Genomic DNA, 19,840 nt, shown 5'->3' on the forward strand with positions numbered 1-19,840 from the left:
GGACGCAGGTGCGTCAGGGCCGGACCGCGGCACGGTCCGGCCCCGGCGGGCTCTTCGTCAGCGGGCCGGCCGCAGCCGGGACCAGACCGCCCGGGCGGCGTGGTGGCCGGACATCCCGTGGACGCCGGGGCCCGGCGGGGCGGACTGGGAGCACAGGAAGACCGCCGGGTGGGCGGTGGTGTACGGGACGCGCGCCAGCTTGGGGCGGATCACCAGGCCCAGCCCGGCGGCGGAGCCCGAGCAGATGTCCCCGCCGACGTAGTTCGCGTTGCGGGCGGCCAGTTGGGGCGGCCCGGCGACGGCGCGGGCCAGCACCAGGTCGCGGAACCCGGGCGCGAAGCGCTCCAGTTGGCGTTCGACCGCGTCCGTGGCGTCGCCCTCCCAGCCGTGCGGGACGTGCCCGTACACCCAGAAGGTGTGCTTGCCCTCGGGGGCCCGGGTGGGGTCGGTCAGGCTGGGCTGCGAGGTGATCAGGAACGGTACGGACGGGGCGCGGCCGTCGGCGGCGGCGCGCAGCGCGGCGCCGATCTCGCCGCTGGTGGGGCCGAGGTGCACGGTGCCCGCCCGGCGGGCCGCGGCGGAGGTCCACGGCACCGGGCCGGACAGCGCGTAGTCGATCTTGAAGACGCCGGGACCGTACCGCACCCCGCGGTAGGCGTTGCCGAGCCCCGCGATCCGGGCCAGGGCGGTCGGCGAGGTGTCGAAGACGTACGCGCGGGCCGGCGGCAGGTCGTCCAGCCGCTTGACCTCGTACCCCGTGTGCACCGCGCCGCCGTGCAGGCGCAGCAGCGCGGCCAGCGCGTCGGGGATGGCCTGGGAGCCGCCGCGCGGGATCGGCCAGCCGCCCGCGTGCGCGGCCAGCGCGAACATGATCGCGGCGCCGCCGGTGCCCGGACTGCTGAGCGGCGCGATGACGTGGGCGGCGAGGCCGGCGAACAGGCCGCGTGCCTTCTGTTCCCGGAAGCGCCGGTTGAGCAGGGCGGCCGGCTGGGCCGCGGCCAGGCCGAACCGGGCGTACGTCACCGGGTCGCGCGGCAGGCCGAGCCACTGGGTGCGCAGGAAGTCCGCGGCGAGGGTGTCCCACTTGCCGAGGAAGGGCGTGAGCAGGCGGCGGTACGTCCCGGCGTCGTGCGCGCCGAGGGACATCGCCGTCTCGCCGACGGAGCGGGACAGCACCGCGGCCGTGCCGTCGGGAAAGGGGTGCGCCAGCGGGAGGTCGGGGTGCAGCCACTGGAGGCCGTACCGCTCCAGGTCCATGGCCGCGAAGGCGGGCGAGCCCGCGGCGAGCGGGTGCACCGCCGAGCAGGGGTCGTGCCGGAAGCCGGGGAGGGTCAGCTCCTCCGTGCGGGCGCCGCCGCCGATGGTGTCGTGGGCCTCGAAGACCTCCACGGACATGCCGCGGCGGGCCAGTTCGACGGCCGCGGTCAGCCCGTTGGGGCCCGCCCCGATCACCACGGCATCGAGCATCGTCGGCACCTGCGCCACTCCCCTCGTCAGCGACCCTCGCCGTCGAGGATCAGTTGGCGGCCGCCAGCAGTCCGAGGATACGCCGGGCGGTCTCCGCGTCCCGTGCCGCGGTGAACGGCAGCGCGTTGCCGCCCGTGATGCGGAACGGCTCGCCGGCGACCGTGCCGCTCGCCCCGCCCGTCTCGTGGACCAGCAGCAGCCCCGCCGCATGATCCCAGGCGTTCTCCCAACTGAAGGCGACGGCGTCCAGCTCGCCGCTGGCTATGTACAGATACTCCAGGCCCGCCGAGCCGCAGGGGCGCGGGACGACGCCGTCCGTCTCCAGGGCGGACAGCACCCGCTTCTGCTCGTCGGTGGTGAAGTCGTAGTGCGATATCGCCACGTCCAGCGCCGCACCGGCCACCGGGGCGCTCCGGCGCAGCGGCCGCCCGTTCAGCTCGGCGCCGGCGCCGCGGCGGGCGGTGGCCATCAGGTCCAGGGCCGGGGCGTACGTCCAGGAGGCGAGCAGTTCGCCGCGCAGCGCCAAGGTGACGAGCGTGGCGAAGCCGGGGTCGCCGTGCACGAACTGGCGGGTGCCGTCGACCGGGTCGACGATCCACACCGGCGCGTCGCCGCCCAGCGCCGCCAGCACGGCGGGATCGGCGTGCACCGCCTCCTCGCCGACCACCAGCGAGCCGGGCAGCAGGCTCGTCAGGGCGGCGGTCAGGTGTTCCTCGGCCAGCCGGTCGGCGACCGTGACGAGGTCGTGCGGGCCGTTCTTCTCCAGCACCTCGTGGGCGGCGAGCTGCCGGAACCGCGGCATGATCTCGGCCGCCGCGGCCTTGCGGACGGCGTCCTCGACGGCGGCCGGGTTCAGCGCGCGCAGCACCTCGTCCGCCGTGTGTGTCGCGGCGCCCACCGCGCCCGTCTCGTCCGTCGTGTCTCCCGTTTCCGTACGAATCGCTTCGATCATGACTCCATCGAACCACGCCCCACTGACACAGCACCTGGACGGAAGGTGAACTCCGGATGCCGGGGGCCGGGCCCGGCGGGGCACCGGCCACGCTCCGGGCAGACGCTCACCCCGCCGCGGCTACCGCCCCACCGCGTACCCCTGCATCCCCCGCGGGTTCGCCGCCCCCGACAGCACCCCGGTCTCCGGGTCCCGCGCCACCGCGGACAGCCGCCCCTCCGACCACGCGTCGCCGACCGTCACCGCGTGCCCGCGCCGCCGCAGCTCCCCGATCACGTCCGCGCCGAGGCGGGACTCGACGGTGACGCTGCCCGGCCGCATGGCGCGGGGGAAGAAGGAGCCGGGGAAGGAGTCGTTGTGCCAGTTCGGGGCGTCGATGGCACCTTGGAGATCCAGTCCCCCGCGCACCGGCGCGCGCAGGGCCGCGGCGAGCAGGAAGTGGAGCTGCCACTGATCCTGCTGGTCGCCGCCGGGGGTGCCGAAGGCCATCACGGGCACACCGTCGCGCAGCGCCAGGGACGGGGTGAGGGTGGTGCGCGGGCGGCGGCCGGGTGTCAGCGAGTTCGGCAGCCCCTCCTCCAGCCAGGCCATCTGGAGGCGCGTACCGAGCGGGAAGCCGAGCGCGGGGACCACCGGGCTGGACTGGAGCCAGCCGCCGGAGGGTGTCGCGGAGACCATGTTGCCCCAGCGGTCCACGATGTCGATGTGGCAGGTGTCGCCGCGTGTGGCGCCGCTCCGGTCGACCTCGGGAGCGATGACGGGGGCGGCGCCGGGGGTGCCGGGAGTCGCCACCGTGGGCTCGCCCGCCCCGGCACCGGCGGCGCCCGTCGCGGCGGCGGCGTCATCCCCCGCCGCGACGGCCAGGGCGTGCTTGCTCAGCCGGGGCGTACGGCCGTCCGGGCTGCCGGGCCGCAGCTCGTACGAGGCGTGCTCCCCGATCAGCGTCCGCCGCGCCGCGTTGTACTCCTCGCTCAGCAGCGTGCCGACCGGCACGTCGGCGGCGTCGCCGTACCAGGCCTCGCGGTCGGCCATGGCCAGCTTGCAGCCCTCGATCAGCAGGTGCACGTACTCGGGACTGCCGTAGGCGGGCAGTTCCGGCGGCAGCAGGGCGAGTTGCTGGAGCAGGACCGGGCCCTGCGACCAGCCGCCCGGCTTCGCCACGGTCCAGCCGTTCCAGTCGTAGGTGACCGGGTCCTCGTACGTCGCGGCGAAGGCCGCCAGATCCTCGCCCGTGAGGGTGCCGGCGTGCCGCTCGCCGGAGGTGTCCATGGCGGGACGGGCCGCGAAGGCGGCCAGCGCCTCACCGATGAAGCCCTCGCGCCAGATCCGCCGGGCCGCGTCGATCTGTGTCTCCCGGCCGGACCCGGCGGCCTCCGCCTCGCTGATCAGGCGGCGCCAGGTGGCCGCCAGGGGCCGGTTCCTGAGCAGCCCGCCGGGCGCGACCGGCCGCCCCTCCGGCAGGTAGATCTCGGCGGACGATATCCACTCCGTCTCGAACAGCTCCCGGACCGTCGCCACCGTCTCGCCGACCCGCTCGACGGCCGGGTGCCCGTGCTCCGCGTACCCGACGGCGTACTTGAGCACCTCGCCGAGCGGCTTGGTGCCGTGGTCCCGGAGCAGCAGCATCCACGCGTCGAACGCGCCGGGCACGGCCGCGGCGAGCGGTCCGGTACCGGGCACCAGCGAGAGCCCGAGCGAGGTGTAGTGCGCCACGCTCGCCCCGGCGGGCGCCGGCCCCTGCCCGCACAGCACCCGCACCGGCCCGCCGGCGGGCGCCAGCACGACGGGCACCTCGCCCGCCGGCCCGTTCAGATGCGGCTCGACGACCTGCAGCACGAACCCGGCGGCCACCGCCGCGTCGAAGGCGTTGCCACCGTCCTCCAGCACGGCCATCGCGGACTGGGACGCCAGCCAGTGCGTGGTCGCGGCCATGCCGAAGGTTCCCTGGAGGGTCGGGCGGGTGGTGAACACGGTTCTCGGTTCTCCTCACGTCGTACGGACGGACGGGCGCTCTCTTCCCGCCCCTTCCCCCGCGCGGCCCCCGGAAATACCCCGCCCGCGCCCCTTCCTGATCACATTCACCGGGCGGCGGACACCGCGAAATGGACTCGCCGCCGCCTGCCGCCGCTCCGTAGGCTCCCGGTATGACCGGTACCGGACCCCTCAGCCCCTCCAGCCCCACCAGCGCCCGGCGCCCCTTGGTGGCGATCCTCAGCGGAGCCGGCATCTCCACCGACTCCGGCATCCCGGACTACCGCGGACCCCAGGGACTGTGGCGGCAGGACCCCGAGGCGGAGAAGCTCGTCACGTACGAGTACTACATGAACGACCCGGAGATCCGGCGCCGCGCCTGGCGGTTGCGGCGGGACAGCCCGGCCCTCCGCGCCCGGCCCAACGCGGCCCACGAGGCGGTCGCCCGGCTGGAGCGGTCCGGGACGCCGGTCCGTGTCATCACCCAGAACGTCGACGGCCTGCACCAGCTCGCCGGCGTCCCGGACCGCAAGGTCCTGGAACTGCACGGCACGGGCCGCTTCGTCGTCTGCACCCGCTGCCACGCCCGGACGCCGATGTCCGAGGCCGTCGCCCGGGTGGACGCGGGTGACCCGGACCCGGCGTGCGTGGAGTGCGGCGGCATCCTGAAGTCGGCGACGGTGATGTTCGGCGAGCGGCTCGACCCGGAGGTGCTCGGTACGGCGATGAGCGTGGCCGAGGCGGCCGACGTGTTCATCGCGGTGGGCACCAGCCTCCAGGTCCAGCCCGCCGCCTCGCTCGTCGGGCTGGCCGCCGAGCACGGCGCGCGGCTCATCATCATGAACGCGGAGCCCACCCCGTACGACGAGCTGGCCGCCGAAACGATTCGCACCCCCATCGGCACCGCCCTCCCGGAGCTCCTCGCCACCCTCGCGCCCTGAACGGCCCCCGGAGCCCGCAAGCCCTGGGCGGCCGGCCCCGGAACCGCCCCCTTTGCCGGGAATGCCACCGGCGGCGCTACGGTTGTCCCGGCTGCCGGCCGACCGGGCCGTGCGCCGCAACAGGACAGCGGGAGGATGCGCCGTGCAGGGCAAGCACCACGGTGAGTACAAGGTGCCGGGCGGCAAGCTCGTGGTCGTCGATCTCGACGTGACGGGCGGGACGCTGCGCGACGTCCGGGTCGCGGGGGACTTCTTCCTGGAGCCGGACGAGGCGCTCGGCGCCATCAACGCGGCGCTGGAGGGCGCGCCCGCCGACACCGACGCGCGCGGGCTGGCGGCCCGGATCGAGGCGGCGCTGCCGTCCGGCGCGGTGCTGTTCGGGTTCACGGCGGAGGCGGTGGGCATCGCGGTACGCCGCGCCGTCGCCCAGGCCACCGACTGGACGGACTTCGACTGGCAGATCATCCACGAGGCGCCGCAGCCGCCCGCGCTGCACATGGCCCTGGACGAGGTCCTGACCGCCGAAGTGGCCGCCGGCCGGCGGCCGCCGACGCTGCGGGTGTGGGAGTGGGACCGCCCCGCCGTCATCATCGGCAGCTTCCAGTCCCTGGCCAACGAGGTGGACCCGCAGGGCGCCGCACGGCACGGCGTGACGGTCGTACGGCGCATCAGCGGCGGTGGCGCGATGTTCGTGGAGCCGGGCAACACCATCACGTACTCGCTGTGCGTACCGGCCTCCCTCGTCCAGGGCCTGACCTTCGCCGAGAGCTACGCCTATCTGGACGACTGGGTGCTGACCGCCCTCGGTGACATGGGCATCAACGCCTGGTACAAGCCGCTCAACGACATCGCCACCGACGCCGGGAAGATCGCCGGCGCCGCGCAGAAGCGCATGGTGGCGGGCGACGGGGCGGTCCTGCACCACGTGACCATGTCGTACGACATCGACGCGGACAAGATGGTCGAGGTGCTGCGGATCGGCAAGGAGAAGCTGTCGGACAAGGGCACCCGCAGCGCGAAGAAGCGGGTGGACCCGCTGCGCCGGCAGACCGGGCTGCCGCGGGCGGAGGTCATCGAGCGGATGATCGCCTCGTTCCGCGCGCGGTACGGCGGCAGCGACGGCAAGGTCTCCCCCGAGGAGATGACGCGGGCTCAGGAGCTGGCGGGCGGGAAGTTCAGCTCGCCGGAGTGGACGGCGCGAGTTCCGTAGGCGGGTTCCGCAGGCGCATTCCGTGGGCGGGTTCCGTAGGTGCGTTCCGTGCGCGGCAGGCGGCGTCACGCCAACGGCCGGGTGACCGCCGTCTCCCACACCCCCGTCCCCTACGCCGCCGTCCCCAGCCGGAAGCGCGCCGCCACCTCGTCCGCGAGTTCGCCGGCCGGGCGGCCGCCGTCCATGGTGATCACCGTGTTCCCGTGGACGGCGGCCTGGCGGCGCACCTCGGCGTCCCACAGTTCGTCCCGGGCCAGCCGTTTGGCCAGGGTGGACTCCGGGGCCCGGCTGCCCCAACTGACCAGCGACCGCACCGGGACGTTGCGGCGGGCTCGCAGCGCCGCCATCCGGAACTCGGGGGTGGGCAGCAGGAAGACCGCCTGGTCGGGGCGGGTGAGCAGGGGTGCGAGCTGGCTCGGCAGGTTGCCGAACCAGTCCACCAGGACGGGCCGGTCGGCGGGCATCGCGAGGAGGTCCTCGACCTCGAAGGCGAAGGTCTCGGCGACCACGCGCTGCGCGAAGCCGCACGCCTCGTCGGGGCTGCGGCTGTCCCACAGGGAGCCGGGCGGCTCGTCGCGGGCCGCGTGGAAGTGCGGGTGCTGCCGCGGGGTGCAGCGGGGCAGCCAGGTGTGCTGGGCCAGGTCACCACGGTAGACCACGGCGCCGTGGCGCCGGGCCAGGATTATCGCCAGCGTGCTCTTGCCCGCTCCGGTGCCGCCGGCGATCCACCGCACGTGGGAGAGCCGGCCGGCCGCGGCGGTCGTCGTCCGGGCAGCAGGACCGAAGGGTGTTCCCGATGGAGGGCGCCTCATACGGTCCATGGTCCCCGCATCGGCGGTGCCGCTCCAAGGCCGCCCCGTATGGGGAGCATCAGGAGTGGGCAAAGAGTTGGCAGGGACGGTTGAGTCGGTGCGCGCCCCCGCGCGCCTCCGCGCATTCTGTGCGCCCCCGCCGGGACCGTGCGCCGGTCGGCACCGGGTCCGTGCGCCGGTCAGCGCACCGGGTCGTACGGGCTCAGGTCCAGCCCCGGATCCCCGCCCGTCGCGAGCAGCGCGGCGGCACGCCCCGCCCAGGGGCCGACGGTCAGCCCGGTCGGGCCGAGGCCGTCGGCGACGACCAGGCCCGACACCTGCGGGACCCGGCCGAGCAGCGGACGGATGTCCGGTCCTACGGGGCGGAAGCCGACGCGGGTCTCCAGGTGGTCGGCGCCCGCCAGTCCGGGCGCGACGGCCAGGGCCTCGGTCAGGACTTCGGCCAGTCCGGCGGCGGTCACCCGGTGGTCGAAGCCGGTACCGGCCTCCCGGGTGGCGCCGGCCACGATCCGCGAGCCGTCGAACGGGACGAGATAGTGCCCGGTGCCGCGGGGCATGACGACGGGCCAGTTCCCGGTGTCCGCGCCGGGCAGGGACAGGTGGACGATCTGGCCGCGCTGCGGTGCGACCCGTACGGTGACGCCCACCGGCGCCAGCAGCTCCGGCGCCCAGGCCCCGGCCGCGACGATGACCGCGTCCGCGGCGATGCGCTCGCCGTCCACCTCGATGCCGGTGACCCGGTCCTCCGTACACATCAGTGCCGCGCGGCCGGTACGCACATCGACGCCCCGGTACCGCGCCTGACGCAGCAGCGCGTCCCGCAGCCGCCCGCCGTCGACCCGCGCACCGGCGGCTATGCGTACGGCCCGGTAGCCGGGCGCGAGGGGCGGGAACAGCGCGCGTACCTCGGACTCGCCGAGGAGGTCCACCTCGCCGGTGTCCGCGGTGCCGCGCCGCCGTTCGAGCACCCGTCGGCGGATGCGGTGCAGGTCCGCGTCGTCGGCGGCCAGGGCGAGCGCGCCGACGGCCCGGTGGCCGAGGCCACGCTCGCCCGCCTCGGTGAGTCCGCCGATCAGCTCCGGGTAGTACCGGGCGCCTTCCGCGGCGGCGCGGAACCAGTCCGGGTCGTCGTTCTCGGAGGCCCAGGGACAGATGATGCCCGCACCGGCCGCGGTCGCCTCCCCGGGCGCCGCACGCCCGGCGAGCACCACGTCCGCCCCCAGCCCGGCCGCATGCCAGGCGGCGCTCGCGCCGACGATGCCCGAACCGACCACGGCGACGCGCATCCGCCTCTCCTCCCAGCCGGCCCCCGCCGATGTCGTCCCTCATCTTGGGTGATCGCGCCGCCCGGTGGAAGGGGCGTACGCCGGGCCGGGGCACCTCGGGCAACTCCGTGCCACCGTCCCAGCACCACCGGTCGGAACCGCAGTTGGTTCACTGCGAGGGTGATGAACATGCGAGCTGAAATCGACGGCGCGACGATCCGCACCACGGCCGATCTGCATTCCGCCTTGTCCCGGGCCCTGGATTTCGGCCCCTACTACGGCGGGAACCTGGCGGCCCTGTGGGACCGGCTCACGACCGATGTCGAGCGTCCGGTCGAGCTGGTCTGGTCGGACTCGGAGCTCAGCAGAGCCGCCATGGGTGAGACGGAGTTCGAGAAGATCCGGGATCTGCTGCTCCGCGTCCAGGAGCAGGATCTCTCCTACGGGCCGACGGAACGTTTCTCGGTGACGTTCGCGTAGTGGGCCGCTGCCGGAGCTGATCCGCCGGCACGCCGAGGGCCCGGGACACGCCTCACGGCGTGTCCCGGGCCCTCCCTCTCACCGGCGCTCCGCTCAGGCGTTGACCTCCGGAATGACGTCCCTGGCGTACGCGTCGATGACCTCCTCCTTCGCGTCGTGCATCGCGTACAGCGCGAACTGGTCGACGCCCAGCTCCCGCAGCCTGCGCAGCTTCTCGACGTGCGCGTCCGCCGTGCCGATGACGCAGAAGCGGTCGACGATCTCGTCGGGGACGAAGGCGGTGTCCGGGTTGCCCGAGCGGCCGTGGTGGGCGTAGTCGTAGCCTTCGCGGGACTTGATGTAGTCGGTCAGCTCCTGCGGCACCGCGCCCGAGTCCGTGCCGTACTTGGACACCAGGTCGGCCACGTGGTTGCCGACCATGCCGCCGAACCACCGGCACTGTTCCCGGGCGTGGGCGAGCGCCTCCGGCGAGTCGTCCTCCGTGACGTAGGCGGGGGCCGCGACACAGATCGTGACGTCGGACGGGTCGCGGCCGGCCGCCGAGGCGGCCGCGCGTACCGCCTTCACCATCCACTCCGTGAGGTACGGGTCGGCGAGCTGGAGGATGAAGCCGTCGGCCTCCTCGCCGGTCATCTTGAGCGCCTTGGGGCCGTACGCGGCCATCCAGACGGGCAGCCGCGCCCCTTCGCGCACCCAGGGGAACTTCACGACCATGCCGCCGCCCAGATCGGCCTCGTCGCCGCGGCCGAGAGCGCGGACGGTCTTCATGGTCGCGCTGATCCGGGCGAGGGTGTTGGGGGCGCGGCCGGCCACCCGCATCGCCGAGTCGCCGCGGCCGATGCCGCAGACGGTGCGGTTGCCGTACATGTCGTTGAGGGTGGCGAAGGTGGAGGCGGTGACCTCGGGGGTGCGGGTGGAGGGGTTGGTGACCATCGGGCCGACGATCAGGCGTTCGGTGTGTTCCAGGATGCGGCTGTAGATGACGAACGGCTCCTGCCACAGCACGCACGAGTCGAAGGTCCAGCCGTGGGTGAAGCCGGCCGCCTCGGCGCGCTGCATGAGGCTGACGACCTGTGAGGCCGGCGGGTCGGTCTGCAGAACGAGTCCGAATTCCATGGTGGCAGTCCCTTCCGCTGTTCAGTTCAGGTACTGGCAGGTGCCGCGCGGGGTGTACGCGCCGTGCCCGTCCCGGCCGGTGAACTCGCGCGCGGTGATGACGGGTTCGCCGCGCGACAGGACCGTCTCGACCCGCCCGGTCAGGCGCCTGCCCTCGTAGGCCGAGTAGTCGACGTTCATGTGGTGGGTGGCCGCCGAGACGGTCTGCTCGGCGTGCGGGTCGTAGACGACGAGGTCGGCGTCGCTGCCCGGCGCGATGGTGCCCTTCTTGGGGTAGAGGCCGAACATCCTGGCCGGCGTCGCGCAGGCGATCTCGATCCAGCGCCGCCGGGTGAGGTGGCCGTCGACGACGGCCTGGTGCAGCAGGTCCATCCGGTTCTCGACGCCCGGCATCCCGTTCGGGATCTTGGAGAAGTCGCCGCGGCCGAGTTCCTTCTGTCCGGAGAAGCAGAACGGGCAGTGGTCCGTGGACACCACCTGGAGGTCGTTCGCGCGCAGGCCGTGCCAGAGGGCCGCCTGGTGGTCCTTCGGCCGCAGCGGTGTGCTGCAGACGTACTTCGCGCCTTCGAAGCCGGGTTCGGCGAGGTTGTCCGTCGACAGGAACAGGTACTGCGGACAGGTCTCGCCGAAGACCGGCAGGCCCTGGTTCCTGGCCCGCGTCAGTTCGGCGACCGCCTCCCGCGCCGACACGTGGACGACGTACAGCGGCGCTCCGGCGACCTGGGCCAGCTTGATCGCGCGGTGTGTCGCCTCGGCTTCCAGGAGCGCCTTCCTGACCTCGCCGTGGTACCGCGGATCGGCCTGGCCGCGCTCCAGCGCCTGCTGGACGAGGACGTCGATGGCGATGCCGTTCTCGGCGTGCATCATGATCAGGCCGCCGTTGTCACCGGCCCGCTGCATGGCGCGCAGGATCTGTCCGTCGTCGGAGTAGAAGACGCCCGGATACGCCATGAAGAGTTTGAACGAGGTCACGCCCTCGCCGACCAGCCCGTCCATCTCCTTGAGCGTGGACTCGTTCACATCCGACACGATCATGTGGAAGGCGTAGTCGATCGCGCATCTTCCGTCCGCCTTCGCGTGCCAGGCGTCCAGCCCTTCGCGCAGCGCGGCGCCCTTCGACTGCACCGCGAAATCGATGATCGTGGTGGTTCCGCCCCAGGCCGCCGCCTTCGTGCCGGTCTCGAAGGTGTCGCAGGAAGCGGTTCCGCCGAACGGGAACTCCATGTGGGTGTGGGCGTCGACGCCGCCGGGGACGACGTACTTGCCGGTGGCGTCGATGACGCGCTCGGCGGCCCACTGCTGACTGCCCGGGGTGGCCAGTGCTTCGACACGGCCGTTATCGACCAGCACATCGGCATGCATTTCTTCGGCGGCGGTGACGACCAGGCCGCCGCGGACGACTGTACGGGTCATGCTTCCGGTTCTCCCTTCCACACACCAGTGGTGCTCGGCGGCGCCGGAAGGGACACGGCCCGGCGTGCTCTGCCGTCCGGGCGGCCCGCCCCAGGTGACGCCGCGTCAAGACCGGTCTACACCCGTAGAGCGCGGCCGTGCAGCCGACCGTAGAAGCATGTCACCCACCGTGGCAACACCATGACCGCAGTTCAGGGGAGCCGGCCGGCGGCCGGACGGGCTTATTTCATTGGTTGCGCAACTCGGGAACCTTGCTCTCGGCCGCCGCGTTGCCCGATGGGGGACAGCACGACACGCCGGACCGTACGCACAACCGACGACCGTATCCACACACCACAGGAGACACAGCACCATGGGCGTCAGCCTCAGCAAGGGCCAGAACGTCGTCCTCAACCAGGACGGCACTCCCCTCGCGGACGTCACCGTCGGCCTGGGCTGGGACGCCCGGCCCACCGCCGGCGCGGACTTCGACCTGGACGCCTCGGCGGTCGTCTGCGGCACCGACCAACGCGTCCTGTCCGACGCGCACTTCGTCTTCTACAACAACCTGACCAGCCCGGACGGCGCCGTCCGGCACACCGGCGACAACCTCACCGGCGCGGGCGACGGCGACGACGAGCAGATCCTCATCGACCTGGACCGGCTCGGCGAGGAGACCGGCCAGGTCGTCTTCACCGTCTCCATCCACGACGCCGAGCGGCGCGGCCAGAGCTTCGGCCAGGTCGAGGACGCGTACATCCGCGTCGTGGACAACCTGACGGGCCGCGAGATGTGCCGTTACGAGCTGTCGTACGACGCCGCGGGCGAGACGGCGATGGTCTTCGGCGCCCTGTACCGGCGCGGCGGCGAGTGGAAGTTCCGGGCCATCGGCCAGGGGTACGCGTCGGGGCTGGCCGGCATCGCCACCGATTACGGCGTCAACGTCGGCTGACCCCGGTACGCGAAAGGGCGCGCCCGCGAAGGGCGCGCCCTCTACCGTGCTTACAGGTGCGAGGCGATGGCCGGCATCAGGTCCTGGAAGGTACGGCCGTTGGCGGGCTCGCCGATGGCGGCCATCTCCCAGCCGCCGCCGGCCCGGCGCACCTTCGCCATGATCTGCGCGGTGTACGGGCCGCCGCCGGTCAGGGTGTAGCGGGCCAGCTCCTGGCCGTTGGTCTCGTCGACGAGTCGGCAGAACGCGTTCTGCACCTCGGCGAAGGTCTGGCCGGTGAAGGAGTTCACCGTGAAGACGATCTGGTCGACGCGGGCGGGCACCCGCTGGAGGTCGACGAGGATCGCCTCGTCGTCGCCGCCCTGCCCCGCGCCGCCCACCAGGTTGTCGCCGGTGTGGCGTACCGAGCCGTCGTCGCTGATCAGGTGCTGGAAGAAGACGACGTCGACGGGCTCCTGCCCGGCGAAGAGGACGGCCGAGGCGTCCAGGTCGATCTCGCGGGCCATCAGCTTGGCGAGGAAGCCCTTGCGGGCGGCGGCCTGCCAGCCGAGTCCCATCCGTACGACGCTGAGCTCGCCTCCGCCGGACTTGCTCAGACTGATCTTCTGACCCTTGTCCAGGTTCACGGTCATGTGCTGTCACTCCTGCGTCGGGATGGCGTGCCTTGGGCAGGCGGCGGCCGTCGCCACCGGCTCGGGAATCAAAAATCTACAGCACTGTAGAGGTAATGGAGAAGTAAAGACGCGCACGGCGGAGCGGCTGGGAGCGGGCGCCCGGCGGCGGGTACGGACGGCGGGCGCCGGGCGTCCGGCGCTTGGTGGGCCCCGCCGGAATGCTCACAGCGGGACCCAGTCGTACGGTACCCAGCCGGGCGCCCGCACAACAGGGCGCGTCGCCGCTTTCACGGCATCGAGGACACCCGCTCCGCCGCCGGTTCCGGGAGGCGGAGGTCCGGCTCCGCCGCCCCTTCCGCCAGTCGGCGCAGCGCCCGCGCCGACGGCGATCCGGGTTCGGCGTGGTAGGTGATCAGTTGCTGGTCCGGGTCGGCCGGCAGGGCGAGCGTCTCGTACGCGAGCGACAGCGGCCCCACCACCGGGTGCGTCAGCCGCTTCCGGCCGAAGCCCTTGTCCTGGACGTCGTGGGCCGCCCAGATCCGACGGAAGTCGTCGCTCCGCGCGGACAGCTCGTCGATCAGCGCGCAGAGCTTCGGGTCCTCCGGGAACCGGCCGACGTCCCGCCGCAGGTGGGCGACGACGTGCGACGCCTTCTCCTCCCAGTCGGCGTACAGCTCGCGCGCCGCCGGGGCCAGGAAGAGCTGCCAGGCCAGGTTCCGCTCCTCGGGCCGCATCGCGGCGAAGTCACCGAGGAGGGCGCAGGCGAGCCGGTTCCAGCCGAGGATGTCCAGCCGCCGGCCGACCACGTACGCGGGGACGCCGTCCATCGCGTCGATCAGGTTCTGGAAGGCGGGGCGTATCCGCTGCGGCCGGAGGGCTGGGCGCAGGCGCCGGGAGGCAGGTCTGGCCAGGTGGGTCAGATGGGAGCGCTCGGCCCGGGTGAGCCGCAGCACGTCCGCGATCGAGTCCAGCACCGCCGTGGAGACGTTCTGCCCCCGTCCCTGTTCGAGCCGTATGTAGTACGCCACGCTGACCCCGGCCAACTGCGCCAGCTCCTCCCGGCGCAGGCCGGGCACCCTGCGGCGGCCGCCGTGGTGCGCCAGACCGACGTCCTCCGGCCGGAGCCTGGCGCGGCGGGAGCGGAGGAATTCGCTCAGTTCGGTGCGCGGGTCCATCCCTGAATTATGCCGGGCGCCGTACGGGGAGCGGCGTCGACGGGGGCCGGGCGCCGGACGGCCGGGGTGCCGCACGCCGTACGGCCAGGGGCGTCGGCCGCCGTGCCGCCAGGGTGATCCTCGCAGTGGTAGGAACGCCGAGCGTAGGTTCAACGGGGCACTGGTTGCCCCGGGCACGCAAGCCCACCCTGGAGAACATGAACCGCAACTCCGTTCCCGCATACGCAGCACCCGCCCCGAAGGCTCCCCTGGAGCGCACCACCATCGAGCGCCGGGAGCCGGGCGCGCACGACATCGTCATCGACATCAAGTTCGCGGGCATCTGCCACTCCGACATCCACACCGTGCGGGCGGAGTGGGGCGACGGCGGGCACTTCCCGATCGTCCCCGGCCACGAGATCGCCGGTGTGGTCAGCGAGGTCGGCTCCGAGGTGACCCGGTACGCGGTCGGCGACCGGGTCGGCGTCGGCTGCTTCGTCGACTCCTGCCGGGAGTGCGAGAACTGCCTGGCCGGCCTCCAGCAGTACTGCACCGGCGAGCTGGGCCAGGTCGGCACGTACAACTCCGTAGGCCGGGACAGGGTGGCCACCCAGGGCGGCTACTCCACCCACCTCGTCGTCGACGAGAACTACGCGCTGAGCATCCCGGACAGCCTGCCGCTGGACGCCGCCGCGCCACTGCTGTGCGCCGGCATCACCCTGTACTCGCCGCTGGCGCACTGGAAGGCCGGCCCCGGCAAGAAGGTCGCCGTCGTGGGGCTGGGCGGCCTCGGCCACATGGGCGTCAAGATCGCCCACGCGATGGGTGCCGAGGTCACCGTGCTGAGCCAGTCGCTGCGCAAGCGGGAGGACGGCCTGCGGCTCGGCGCCGACCACTACTACGCCACGTCCGACCCGGAGACCTTCAAGGAGCTGGCGGACAGCTTCGACCTGATCGTCAACACCGTCTCCGCGCAGCTCGACCTCAACGCCTACCTGGGCCTGCTGCGCACCGACGGCACCCTGGTCCAGCTCGGCGCGCCGGAGCACCCGCTGCCCGTCGCGCCGTTCGCCCTGATCGGCAACCGCCGGTCCTTCGCCGGCTCGCTGATCGGCGGCCTGCGGGAGACCCAGGAGATGCTGGACTTCTGCGGTGAGCACGGCATCACCTCGGAGATCGAGCTGATCAGCGCGGACCGGATCAACGAGGCGTACGAGCGGGTGCTCGCCAGTGACGTCCGCTACCGCTTCGTGATCGACACCGCCACGATCTGACGGCCGCGGGGCCCGGCCCCGCTCCCCGGGGTGCCGCCGCGGCGGCACCCCGGGACACCGTCGGCGCGACCCGGGCGACACTCGGGAATCACCGTGGGTACTGTCCCGGCGACAGGTTCCGTGCTACCTTCGAATCAGTTGCAGTTTTGGTACCCATAAACGTTATGTGCGCCTGACGGTATGTGACCGTCGGGCGCATTTTGTTTCTGCCGGTCACATCCGGATGGGCTCAATTGCGGCGACCCTGGAAACCGCGCAGTGCGGATTCCTCAACTGCCTCGATCGAAGGATAAAGACATGGCAACCGGCACCGTGAAGTGGTTCAACTCCGAAAAGGGCTTCGGCTTCATCGAGCAGGACGGCGGCGGCGCCGACGTCTTCGCGCACTACTCGAACATCCAGGCCCAGGGCTTCCGTGAGCTCGTCGAGGGCCAGAAGGTCTCCTTCGACGTCACGCAGGGCCAGAAGGGCCCGCAGGCGGAGAACATCGTTCTCGCCTGACGACCCGCAGGCCGGCCGGTCCCGACGGACCGCCGCCGCGACGGCAGGACTCTGCAGACGCGAGCCGGAGCTTCACCCGAAAGGGTAGGTTTCCGGCTCGCGTCTTTTTTGCACGGCTTTGGAATTCCCCGGCCCGGAACCGGCCGGAACCAGCCGGGAACCGATCGGATCCGGCCGGAACATTCAGGCGGACGACAGTCCCCGTTCGGCCACCCGCAAGGACTCCGTCAGGATTTCCGCGCCCTCCGCCGCCTCCTCGGCGGTCAGGGACAGCGGCGGCGCGATCCGCAGCGCGGCGCCCGCCAGGCCGCCCTTGCCGATGAGCAGCCCGCGCTCCCTGGCGGCCTCCACGACGAGGTTCGCCGCCTGCGGCGACGGTTCACCGGTGTCCGGCGCGACCAGCTCGACGCCGATCATCAGGCCGCGCCCGCGCACCTCCCGTACGATCCCGAGCCCGGCGGCGGCCGCCCGCAGCCGCTTGATGAGCGGGCCGCCGACGCGCCGGGCGTTGCCCTGGAGATCGTGGGCGAGGAGGTGGTCGAGGTTGGCCAGGGCCGCCGCCATGGTGACCGGGCTGCCGCCGAAGGTGGAGATGGAATTCGCGCCGAGGCAGTTCATCACCTCCGCGCGGGCGACGACACCGCCGACGGACATGCCGTTGCCGATGCCCTTGGCGAAGGTCAGCACGTCCGGCGGGCCGTTCCCGGCGTGCGCCTGCCAGCCCCAGAAGTGGTCGCCGGTCCGGCCCCAGCCGGTCTGCACCTCGTCGGAGATCCACAGGATGCCGTGCCGGTCCAGCACCTCGCGGAAGGCCGCGTAGAGCCCGTCGGGCGGCGAGGTGAAGCCGCCGACGCCCTGCACCGGCTCGGCGATCAGCGCGGCGACGCCCGCCGTCTGGCCGAGCAGATCCTCCAGGTCGGCGACGCAGGCGTCGACGTACGCGGCGTCGGACAGCCCGGCGTACGGGCCCCGGCCGCGCACGCCGCCGTGCACGTACAGCGTCTGGAGCGGCGAGAGGCCGGTCGGTGACCAACTGGCGTTGCCGGTGATGCCGACGGTCGAGAAGGACCGGCCGTGGTAGCTGTTGCGCATCGCCAGGATCTGGTTCGAGCCCCGGTACGCCGTCGCCAGCAGGAGCGCGGTGTCGTTCGCCTCCGTACCGGAGGTGGTGAAGAAGACCCGGGCGTCCGGGATGCCGGAGAGCGCGGCGATCCGCTCCGCCAGCTCCACCATGGGGCGGGACAGGTAGAGCGTCGAGGTGTGCAGGATGCGGCCCGCCTGGTCGGCGACGGCCTTGGTCACCTCGGGCAGCGCGTGGGCGGTCATGGTGGTGAGGATGCCGCCGAAGAAGTCCAGGTAGCGGTTGCCGTCCGCGTCCCAGACGTGGCGGCCCTCGCCGTGCGTCAGCTCGATGGGCCGCTCGTACAGCAGCGTGAGCCAGTCGGGCAGGACGGCACGGTGCCGGGAGCGCAGGTCGGCGGACGGCTCCGGGGCCCCGGCGCCGTCCCGGGGCGCGTGCGGGGCCGTCACGGCCGGACCAGGCCCTCGTACGCGTCGGGGCGGCGGTCCCGGTAGAACGCCCACTGCTGCCGCACCTCGTCGATCAGGCCGAAGTCCAGGTCGCGGACGACCAGCTCCTCCTTGGTGTCGCTGGCGACGTCGCCGACGAACTGCCCGCGCGGGTCGACGAAGTAGCTCGTCCCGTAGAAGTCGTTGTCGCCGTACTCCTCCACGCCGACCCGGTTGATCGCCGCGACGAAGTACTCGTTGGCCACCGCGGCGGCGGGCTGTTCCAACTGCCAGAGGTAGGCGGACAGGCCGCGGGAGGTGGCGGAGGGGTTGTAGACGAGCTGGGCGCCGTTCAGGCCGAGCTGGCGCCATCCCTCGGGGAAGTGGCGGTCGTAGCAGATGTAGACACCGATGCGGCCCACGGCGGTGTCGAAGACCGGCCAGCCGAGGTTGCCCGGCTTGAAGTAGTACTTCTCCCAGAAGCCCTTGACCTGCGGGATGTGGTGCTTGCGGTAGGTGCCGAGCACGGTGCCGTCGGCGTCGATGACGGCGGCGGTGTTGTAGTAGAAGCCGGACTGCTCGACCTCGAAGACCGGCACCACGATCACCATGCCGGTCTCGCGGGCCAGCTCCTGCATCCGGCGGGTGGTGGGGCCGTCCGGCACCGGCTCGGCCCAGCGGTAGTGCTCCGGCTCCTGCACCTGGCAGAAGTAGGGGGCGTTGAAGACCTCTTGGAAGCCGATCACCTGCGCGCCCTGCGCGGCCGCCGCCCTGGCGTGTTCCTCGTGCTTCGCGATCATCGATTCGGTGTCGCCGGTCCAGGACGCCTGAACCAGTGCGGCGCGTACGACGTTACGGACAACATCGGCCATGAGCTGCTCCTTCGTCGAGCCGTCGGCCAGCGGGCCATGCGGATCTACGCGTGTGGAGCGACCGTAGGCCCCGTGCAGCGGCGAGGCAAGACCATCTCCCCGAGGGCGGGACCCTGCCCCGGACCGGTCGCCGGGCCGGGGGTCAGCTTCTCGGGCCGCCGGCGCGCAGCGCGTGGCTGATGTCGCGGTGCCGGTTCGGCGAGACTCCGGCGGCGGCGTCCAGGAGCAGCGGGGTCAGCTCGCCCGGCGCGCTCGCGGTCGCCTCCACCGCCTCCTCGGGGGTACGGGCCCGCACCAGCGCCGCGAACAGTTCCCTGGCCTGGACCGGGCGGCCCGCGCCGAGCAGCGCCAGCGCGGTGTGCGCCACTTCCTCGACGGGGCGGGCGACGCCCTGGCGCAGCAGGCGCGCGCTCTCGGCCGTGCGCCCGGCGGCGGCGAGCGCGTCGGCGGCAGCGGCGAGCCGGGCGGGTGGCAGGCAGGCCGCCTCCCAGAGCAGCGTCGGCACTTCCGTCACCAGCCCGGCGTGCTCCAGCTCCGTGATGAGCACGGGCAGCTCGGCGGCGTGCGCGTGCGCGGCGGCGCACAGCAGGGCGTGCGCCTCCCCGCCGCGCCCGGCCGCCCGCAGCCGCGCGAGCCGGGCGGCGCTGGTGGAGGTGCGAGGAGCGGCGGGGGCAGGGGTCGGAGTGGGGGGCGGGGCCGGCCGGGGTGCTGCCCGCTGTTCGGTCAACGCGTCGATACGGGCCTGGAGTTCCCGGGCCCGTGCTCCGGACCGTGCGTGGTCGTCGCGGGCCCAGGCCAGTTCGGCGGAGAGCCGCTCCGTCTCGGGTCCGCCGGCCGCCGCCCGGAGTTCGGCGAGCAGTTCCCGGCCGCGGAGCGCCGCGTACTGCCGTTCGCGCAGCATCACGTCCAGGTGGTCCTCCAGCCGGGCGGAGGCGCCCGGCCGGGCGTCGTACGCCGCGACCGCCTCGTGGTGGAGCCTGCGCGCCCGTGGCCCGGCGGTGCGTACGGTGTGTGCGCCACGCCGTTCCGCGAGATCGTGCAGCAGCGACTCCACGACGTCCCAGGGCGGTACGTCCCGCCCGTCCAGACAGGCCCGTAGCCCTTCGGGGTCGCGGAGTGTGAAGACCCCGTACCACCCGGCCGTCTCGTCGAGCAGCCGGGTCAGCCCGCGCAGGAACCGCGCGAACTCCTCCACCGGCGTCCCCGGTTGTTCCCCTGCCACGTTCCGCTCTCCCTTCCCCCCGGCCCCCGTGCACCCGCCCGCCCCCACCCCACGCCCGCCCCGCACGCGGCACCAGCCGGGTTTCGGCCTGGATTGCGGCCGGGCGGCGGGCGGTTTGCGCGGGCCTGCCGCGCGG

Annotated in this window: 18 protein-coding genes; 6 read left to right on the plus strand and 12 right to left on the minus strand. The window is 73.1% G+C overall.

Translation table 11 applies throughout. The features are described 5' to 3' along the window. Positions 1 to 57 precede the first annotated feature (57 nt). From EJG53_RS07395 to EJG53_RS07405, 3 genes are all read right to left on the minus strand, one after another. Positions 58 to 1,476: a phytoene desaturase family protein gene (locus tag EJG53_RS07395; RefSeq protein ID WP_125044174.1), complete on the minus strand. Its 1,419-nt coding sequence runs from the start codon at positions 1,474 to 1,476 to the stop codon at positions 58 to 60. 40 nt (positions 1,477 to 1,516) lie between these two features. Beyond that, positions 1,517 to 2,419 carry an inositol monophosphatase family protein gene (locus tag EJG53_RS07400; RefSeq protein ID WP_244955026.1) on the minus strand — a complete coding sequence of 301 codons (903 nt, stop codon included), beginning with the start codon at positions 2,417 to 2,419 and terminating at the stop codon, positions 1,517 to 1,519. A gap of 120 nt (positions 2,420 to 2,539) precedes the next feature. Next, positions 2,540 to 4,390 carry a gamma-glutamyltransferase family protein gene (locus EJG53_RS07405; RefSeq protein ID WP_125044175.1) on the minus strand — a complete coding sequence of 617 codons (1,851 nt, stop codon included), beginning with the start codon at positions 4,388 to 4,390 and terminating at the stop codon, positions 2,540 to 2,542. Between the two features lie 173 nt (positions 4,391 to 4,563). On the opposite strand from EJG53_RS07405, the gene EJG53_RS07410 reads away from it, so the two are divergent. Continuing rightward, the gene (locus EJG53_RS07410; protein ID WP_125044176.1) at positions 4,564 to 5,331 is read left to right on the plus strand and encodes an SIR2 family NAD-dependent protein deacylase; all 768 of its coding nucleotides are present in this window, start codon (positions 4,564 to 4,566) and stop codon (positions 5,329 to 5,331) included. A gap of 142 nt (positions 5,332 to 5,473) precedes the next feature. Next, complete coding sequence (locus EJG53_RS07415; RefSeq protein ID WP_125044177.1) at positions 5,474 to 6,541, plus strand: lipoate--protein ligase family protein; 1,068 nt, start codon at positions 5,474 to 5,476, stop codon at positions 6,539 to 6,541. Positions 6,542 to 6,651: 110 nt separating this feature from the next. Here the strand turns inward: EJG53_RS07415 and EJG53_RS07420 are convergent, their stop codons facing one another. Continuing rightward, positions 6,652 to 7,353 carry a DEAD/DEAH box helicase family protein gene (locus tag EJG53_RS07420; RefSeq protein ID WP_125044178.1) on the minus strand — a complete coding sequence of 234 codons (702 nt, stop codon included), beginning with the start codon at positions 7,351 to 7,353 and terminating at the stop codon, positions 6,652 to 6,654. 179 nt (positions 7,354 to 7,532) lie between these two features. Further along, positions 7,533 to 8,639, minus strand: coding sequence for an NAD(P)/FAD-dependent oxidoreductase (locus tag EJG53_RS07425; RefSeq protein WP_125044179.1), 1,107 nt, complete (start codon positions 8,637 to 8,639; stop codon positions 7,533 to 7,535). A gap of 168 nt (positions 8,640 to 8,807) precedes the next feature. On the opposite strand from EJG53_RS07425, the gene EJG53_RS07430 reads away from it, so the two are divergent. After that, positions 8,808 to 9,098, plus strand: a complete 291-nt coding sequence (locus EJG53_RS07430; RefSeq protein WP_125044180.1) for a barstar family protein — start codon at positions 8,808 to 8,810, stop codon at positions 9,096 to 9,098. A gap of 93 nt (positions 9,099 to 9,191) precedes the next feature. On the opposite strand, the gene EJG53_RS07435 is transcribed toward EJG53_RS07430, so the two are convergent. Together EJG53_RS07435 and hydA are read right to left on the minus strand one after the other, a co-directional pair. Continuing rightward, entirely contained in the window at positions 9,192 to 10,214 is a 1,023-nt protein-coding gene (locus EJG53_RS07435) for a TIGR03842 family LLM class F420-dependent oxidoreductase (RefSeq protein ID WP_125044181.1), read from the minus strand. Positions 10,215 to 10,235: 21 nt separating this feature from the next. Continuing rightward, positions 10,236 to 11,627, minus strand: coding sequence for a dihydropyrimidinase (hydA, locus tag EJG53_RS07440; protein ID WP_125044182.1), 1,392 nt, complete (start codon positions 11,625 to 11,627; stop codon positions 10,236 to 10,238). 352 nt (positions 11,628 to 11,979) lie between these two features. Between hydA and EJG53_RS07445 the strand changes: the two genes are divergently transcribed. Beyond that, positions 11,980 to 12,558: a TerD family protein gene (locus EJG53_RS07445; protein WP_030020389.1), complete on the plus strand. Its 579-nt coding sequence runs from the start codon at positions 11,980 to 11,982 to the stop codon at positions 12,556 to 12,558. Between the two features lie 50 nt (positions 12,559 to 12,608). Here the strand turns inward: EJG53_RS07445 and EJG53_RS07450 are convergent, their stop codons facing one another. Continuing rightward, on the minus strand, positions 12,609 to 13,190 hold the full coding sequence (locus EJG53_RS07450) for a TerD family protein (RefSeq protein WP_031009892.1): 582 nt from the start codon (positions 13,188 to 13,190) through the stop codon (positions 12,609 to 12,611). Positions 13,191 to 13,459: 269 nt separating this feature from the next. Then, on the minus strand, positions 13,460 to 14,347 hold the full coding sequence (locus EJG53_RS07455) for a helix-turn-helix transcriptional regulator (protein ID WP_125044183.1): 888 nt from the start codon (positions 14,345 to 14,347) through the stop codon (positions 13,460 to 13,462). A gap of 197 nt (positions 14,348 to 14,544) precedes the next feature. On the opposite strand from EJG53_RS07455, the gene EJG53_RS07460 reads away from it, so the two are divergent. Both EJG53_RS07460 and EJG53_RS07465 read left to right on the plus strand, forming a co-directional pair. Continuing rightward, a complete protein-coding gene (locus tag EJG53_RS07460; protein ID WP_125044184.1) occupies positions 14,545 to 15,600 on the plus strand; it encodes an NAD(P)-dependent alcohol dehydrogenase in 1,056 nt (351 codons plus the stop codon). A gap of 297 nt (positions 15,601 to 15,897) precedes the next feature. After that, a complete protein-coding gene (locus EJG53_RS07465; RefSeq protein ID WP_030020385.1) occupies positions 15,898 to 16,101 on the plus strand; it encodes a cold-shock protein in 204 nt (67 codons plus the stop codon). Positions 16,102 to 16,284: 183 nt separating this feature from the next. On the opposite strand, the gene EJG53_RS07470 is transcribed toward EJG53_RS07465, so the two are convergent. The 3 genes from EJG53_RS07470 to EJG53_RS07480 form a co-directional block, all read right to left on the minus strand. After that, the gene (locus EJG53_RS07470; protein WP_371858663.1) at positions 16,285 to 17,631 is read right to left on the minus strand and encodes an aspartate aminotransferase family protein; all 1,347 of its coding nucleotides are present in this window, start codon (positions 17,629 to 17,631) and stop codon (positions 16,285 to 16,287) included. Further along, positions 17,628 to 18,482: a nitrilase-related carbon-nitrogen hydrolase gene (locus EJG53_RS07475; RefSeq protein WP_125044185.1), complete on the minus strand. Its 855-nt coding sequence runs from the start codon at positions 18,480 to 18,482 to the stop codon at positions 17,628 to 17,630. Before EJG53_RS07475 ends, EJG53_RS07470 begins: the two co-directional genes overlap by 4 nt. A gap of 142 nt (positions 18,483 to 18,624) precedes the next feature. Further along, positions 18,625 to 19,704 (minus strand): hypothetical protein, encoded by a 1,080-nt coding sequence (locus EJG53_RS07480; protein ID WP_244955027.1) that lies wholly within the window; start codon positions 19,702 to 19,704, stop codon positions 18,625 to 18,627. Between the last annotated feature and the right edge of the window lie 136 nt (positions 19,705 to 19,840).

Origin of the sequence: Streptomyces chrestomyceticus JCM 4735 (assembly GCF_003865135.1) — a bacterium.
Classification (GTDB): domain Bacteria; phylum Actinomycetota; class Actinomycetes; order Streptomycetales; family Streptomycetaceae; genus Streptomyces; species Streptomyces chrestomyceticus.

What these genes read in the sequence shown, in the direction of transcription:
- EJG53_RS07400 (WP_244955026.1), bottom strand. Translation starts at nt 2,419, where the DNA reads ATGATCGAAGCGATTCGTACGGAAACGGGAGACACGACGGACGAGACG.
- EJG53_RS07410 (WP_125044176.1), top strand. Translation starts at nt 4,564, where the DNA reads ATGACCGGTACCGGACCCCTCAGCCCCTCCAGCCCCACCAGCGCCCGG.
- EJG53_RS07420 (WP_125044178.1), bottom strand. Translation starts at nt 7,353, where the DNA reads ATGAGGCGCCCTCCATCGGGAACACCCTTCGGTCCTGCTGCCCGGACG.
- EJG53_RS07425 (WP_125044179.1), bottom strand. Translation starts at nt 8,639, where the DNA reads ATGCGCGTCGCCGTGGTCGGTTCGGGCATCGTCGGCGCGAGCGCCGCC.
- EJG53_RS07430 (WP_125044180.1), top strand. Translation starts at nt 8,808, where the DNA reads ATGCGAGCTGAAATCGACGGCGCGACGATCCGCACCACGGCCGATCTG.
- EJG53_RS07435 (WP_125044181.1), bottom strand. Translation starts at nt 10,214, where the DNA reads ATGGAATTCGGACTCGTTCTGCAGACCGACCCGCCGGCCTCACAGGTC.
- hydA (WP_125044182.1), bottom strand. Translation starts at nt 11,627, where the DNA reads ATGACCCGTACAGTCGTCCGCGGCGGCCTGGTCGTCACCGCCGCCGAA.
- EJG53_RS07445 (WP_030020389.1), top strand. Translation starts at nt 11,980, where the DNA reads ATGGGCGTCAGCCTCAGCAAGGGCCAGAACGTCGTCCTCAACCAGGAC.
- EJG53_RS07450 (WP_031009892.1), bottom strand. Translation starts at nt 13,190, where the DNA reads ATGACCGTGAACCTGGACAAGGGTCAGAAGATCAGTCTGAGCAAGTCC.
- EJG53_RS07455 (WP_125044183.1), bottom strand. Translation starts at nt 14,347, where the DNA reads ATGGACCCGCGCACCGAACTGAGCGAATTCCTCCGCTCCCGCCGCGCC.
- EJG53_RS07460 (WP_125044184.1), top strand. Translation starts at nt 14,545, where the DNA reads ATGAACCGCAACTCCGTTCCCGCATACGCAGCACCCGCCCCGAAGGCT.
- EJG53_RS07465 (WP_030020385.1), top strand. Translation starts at nt 15,898, where the DNA reads ATGGCAACCGGCACCGTGAAGTGGTTCAACTCCGAAAAGGGCTTCGGC.
- EJG53_RS07475 (WP_125044185.1), bottom strand. Translation starts at nt 18,482, where the DNA reads ATGGCCGATGTTGTCCGTAACGTCGTACGCGCCGCACTGGTTCAGGCG.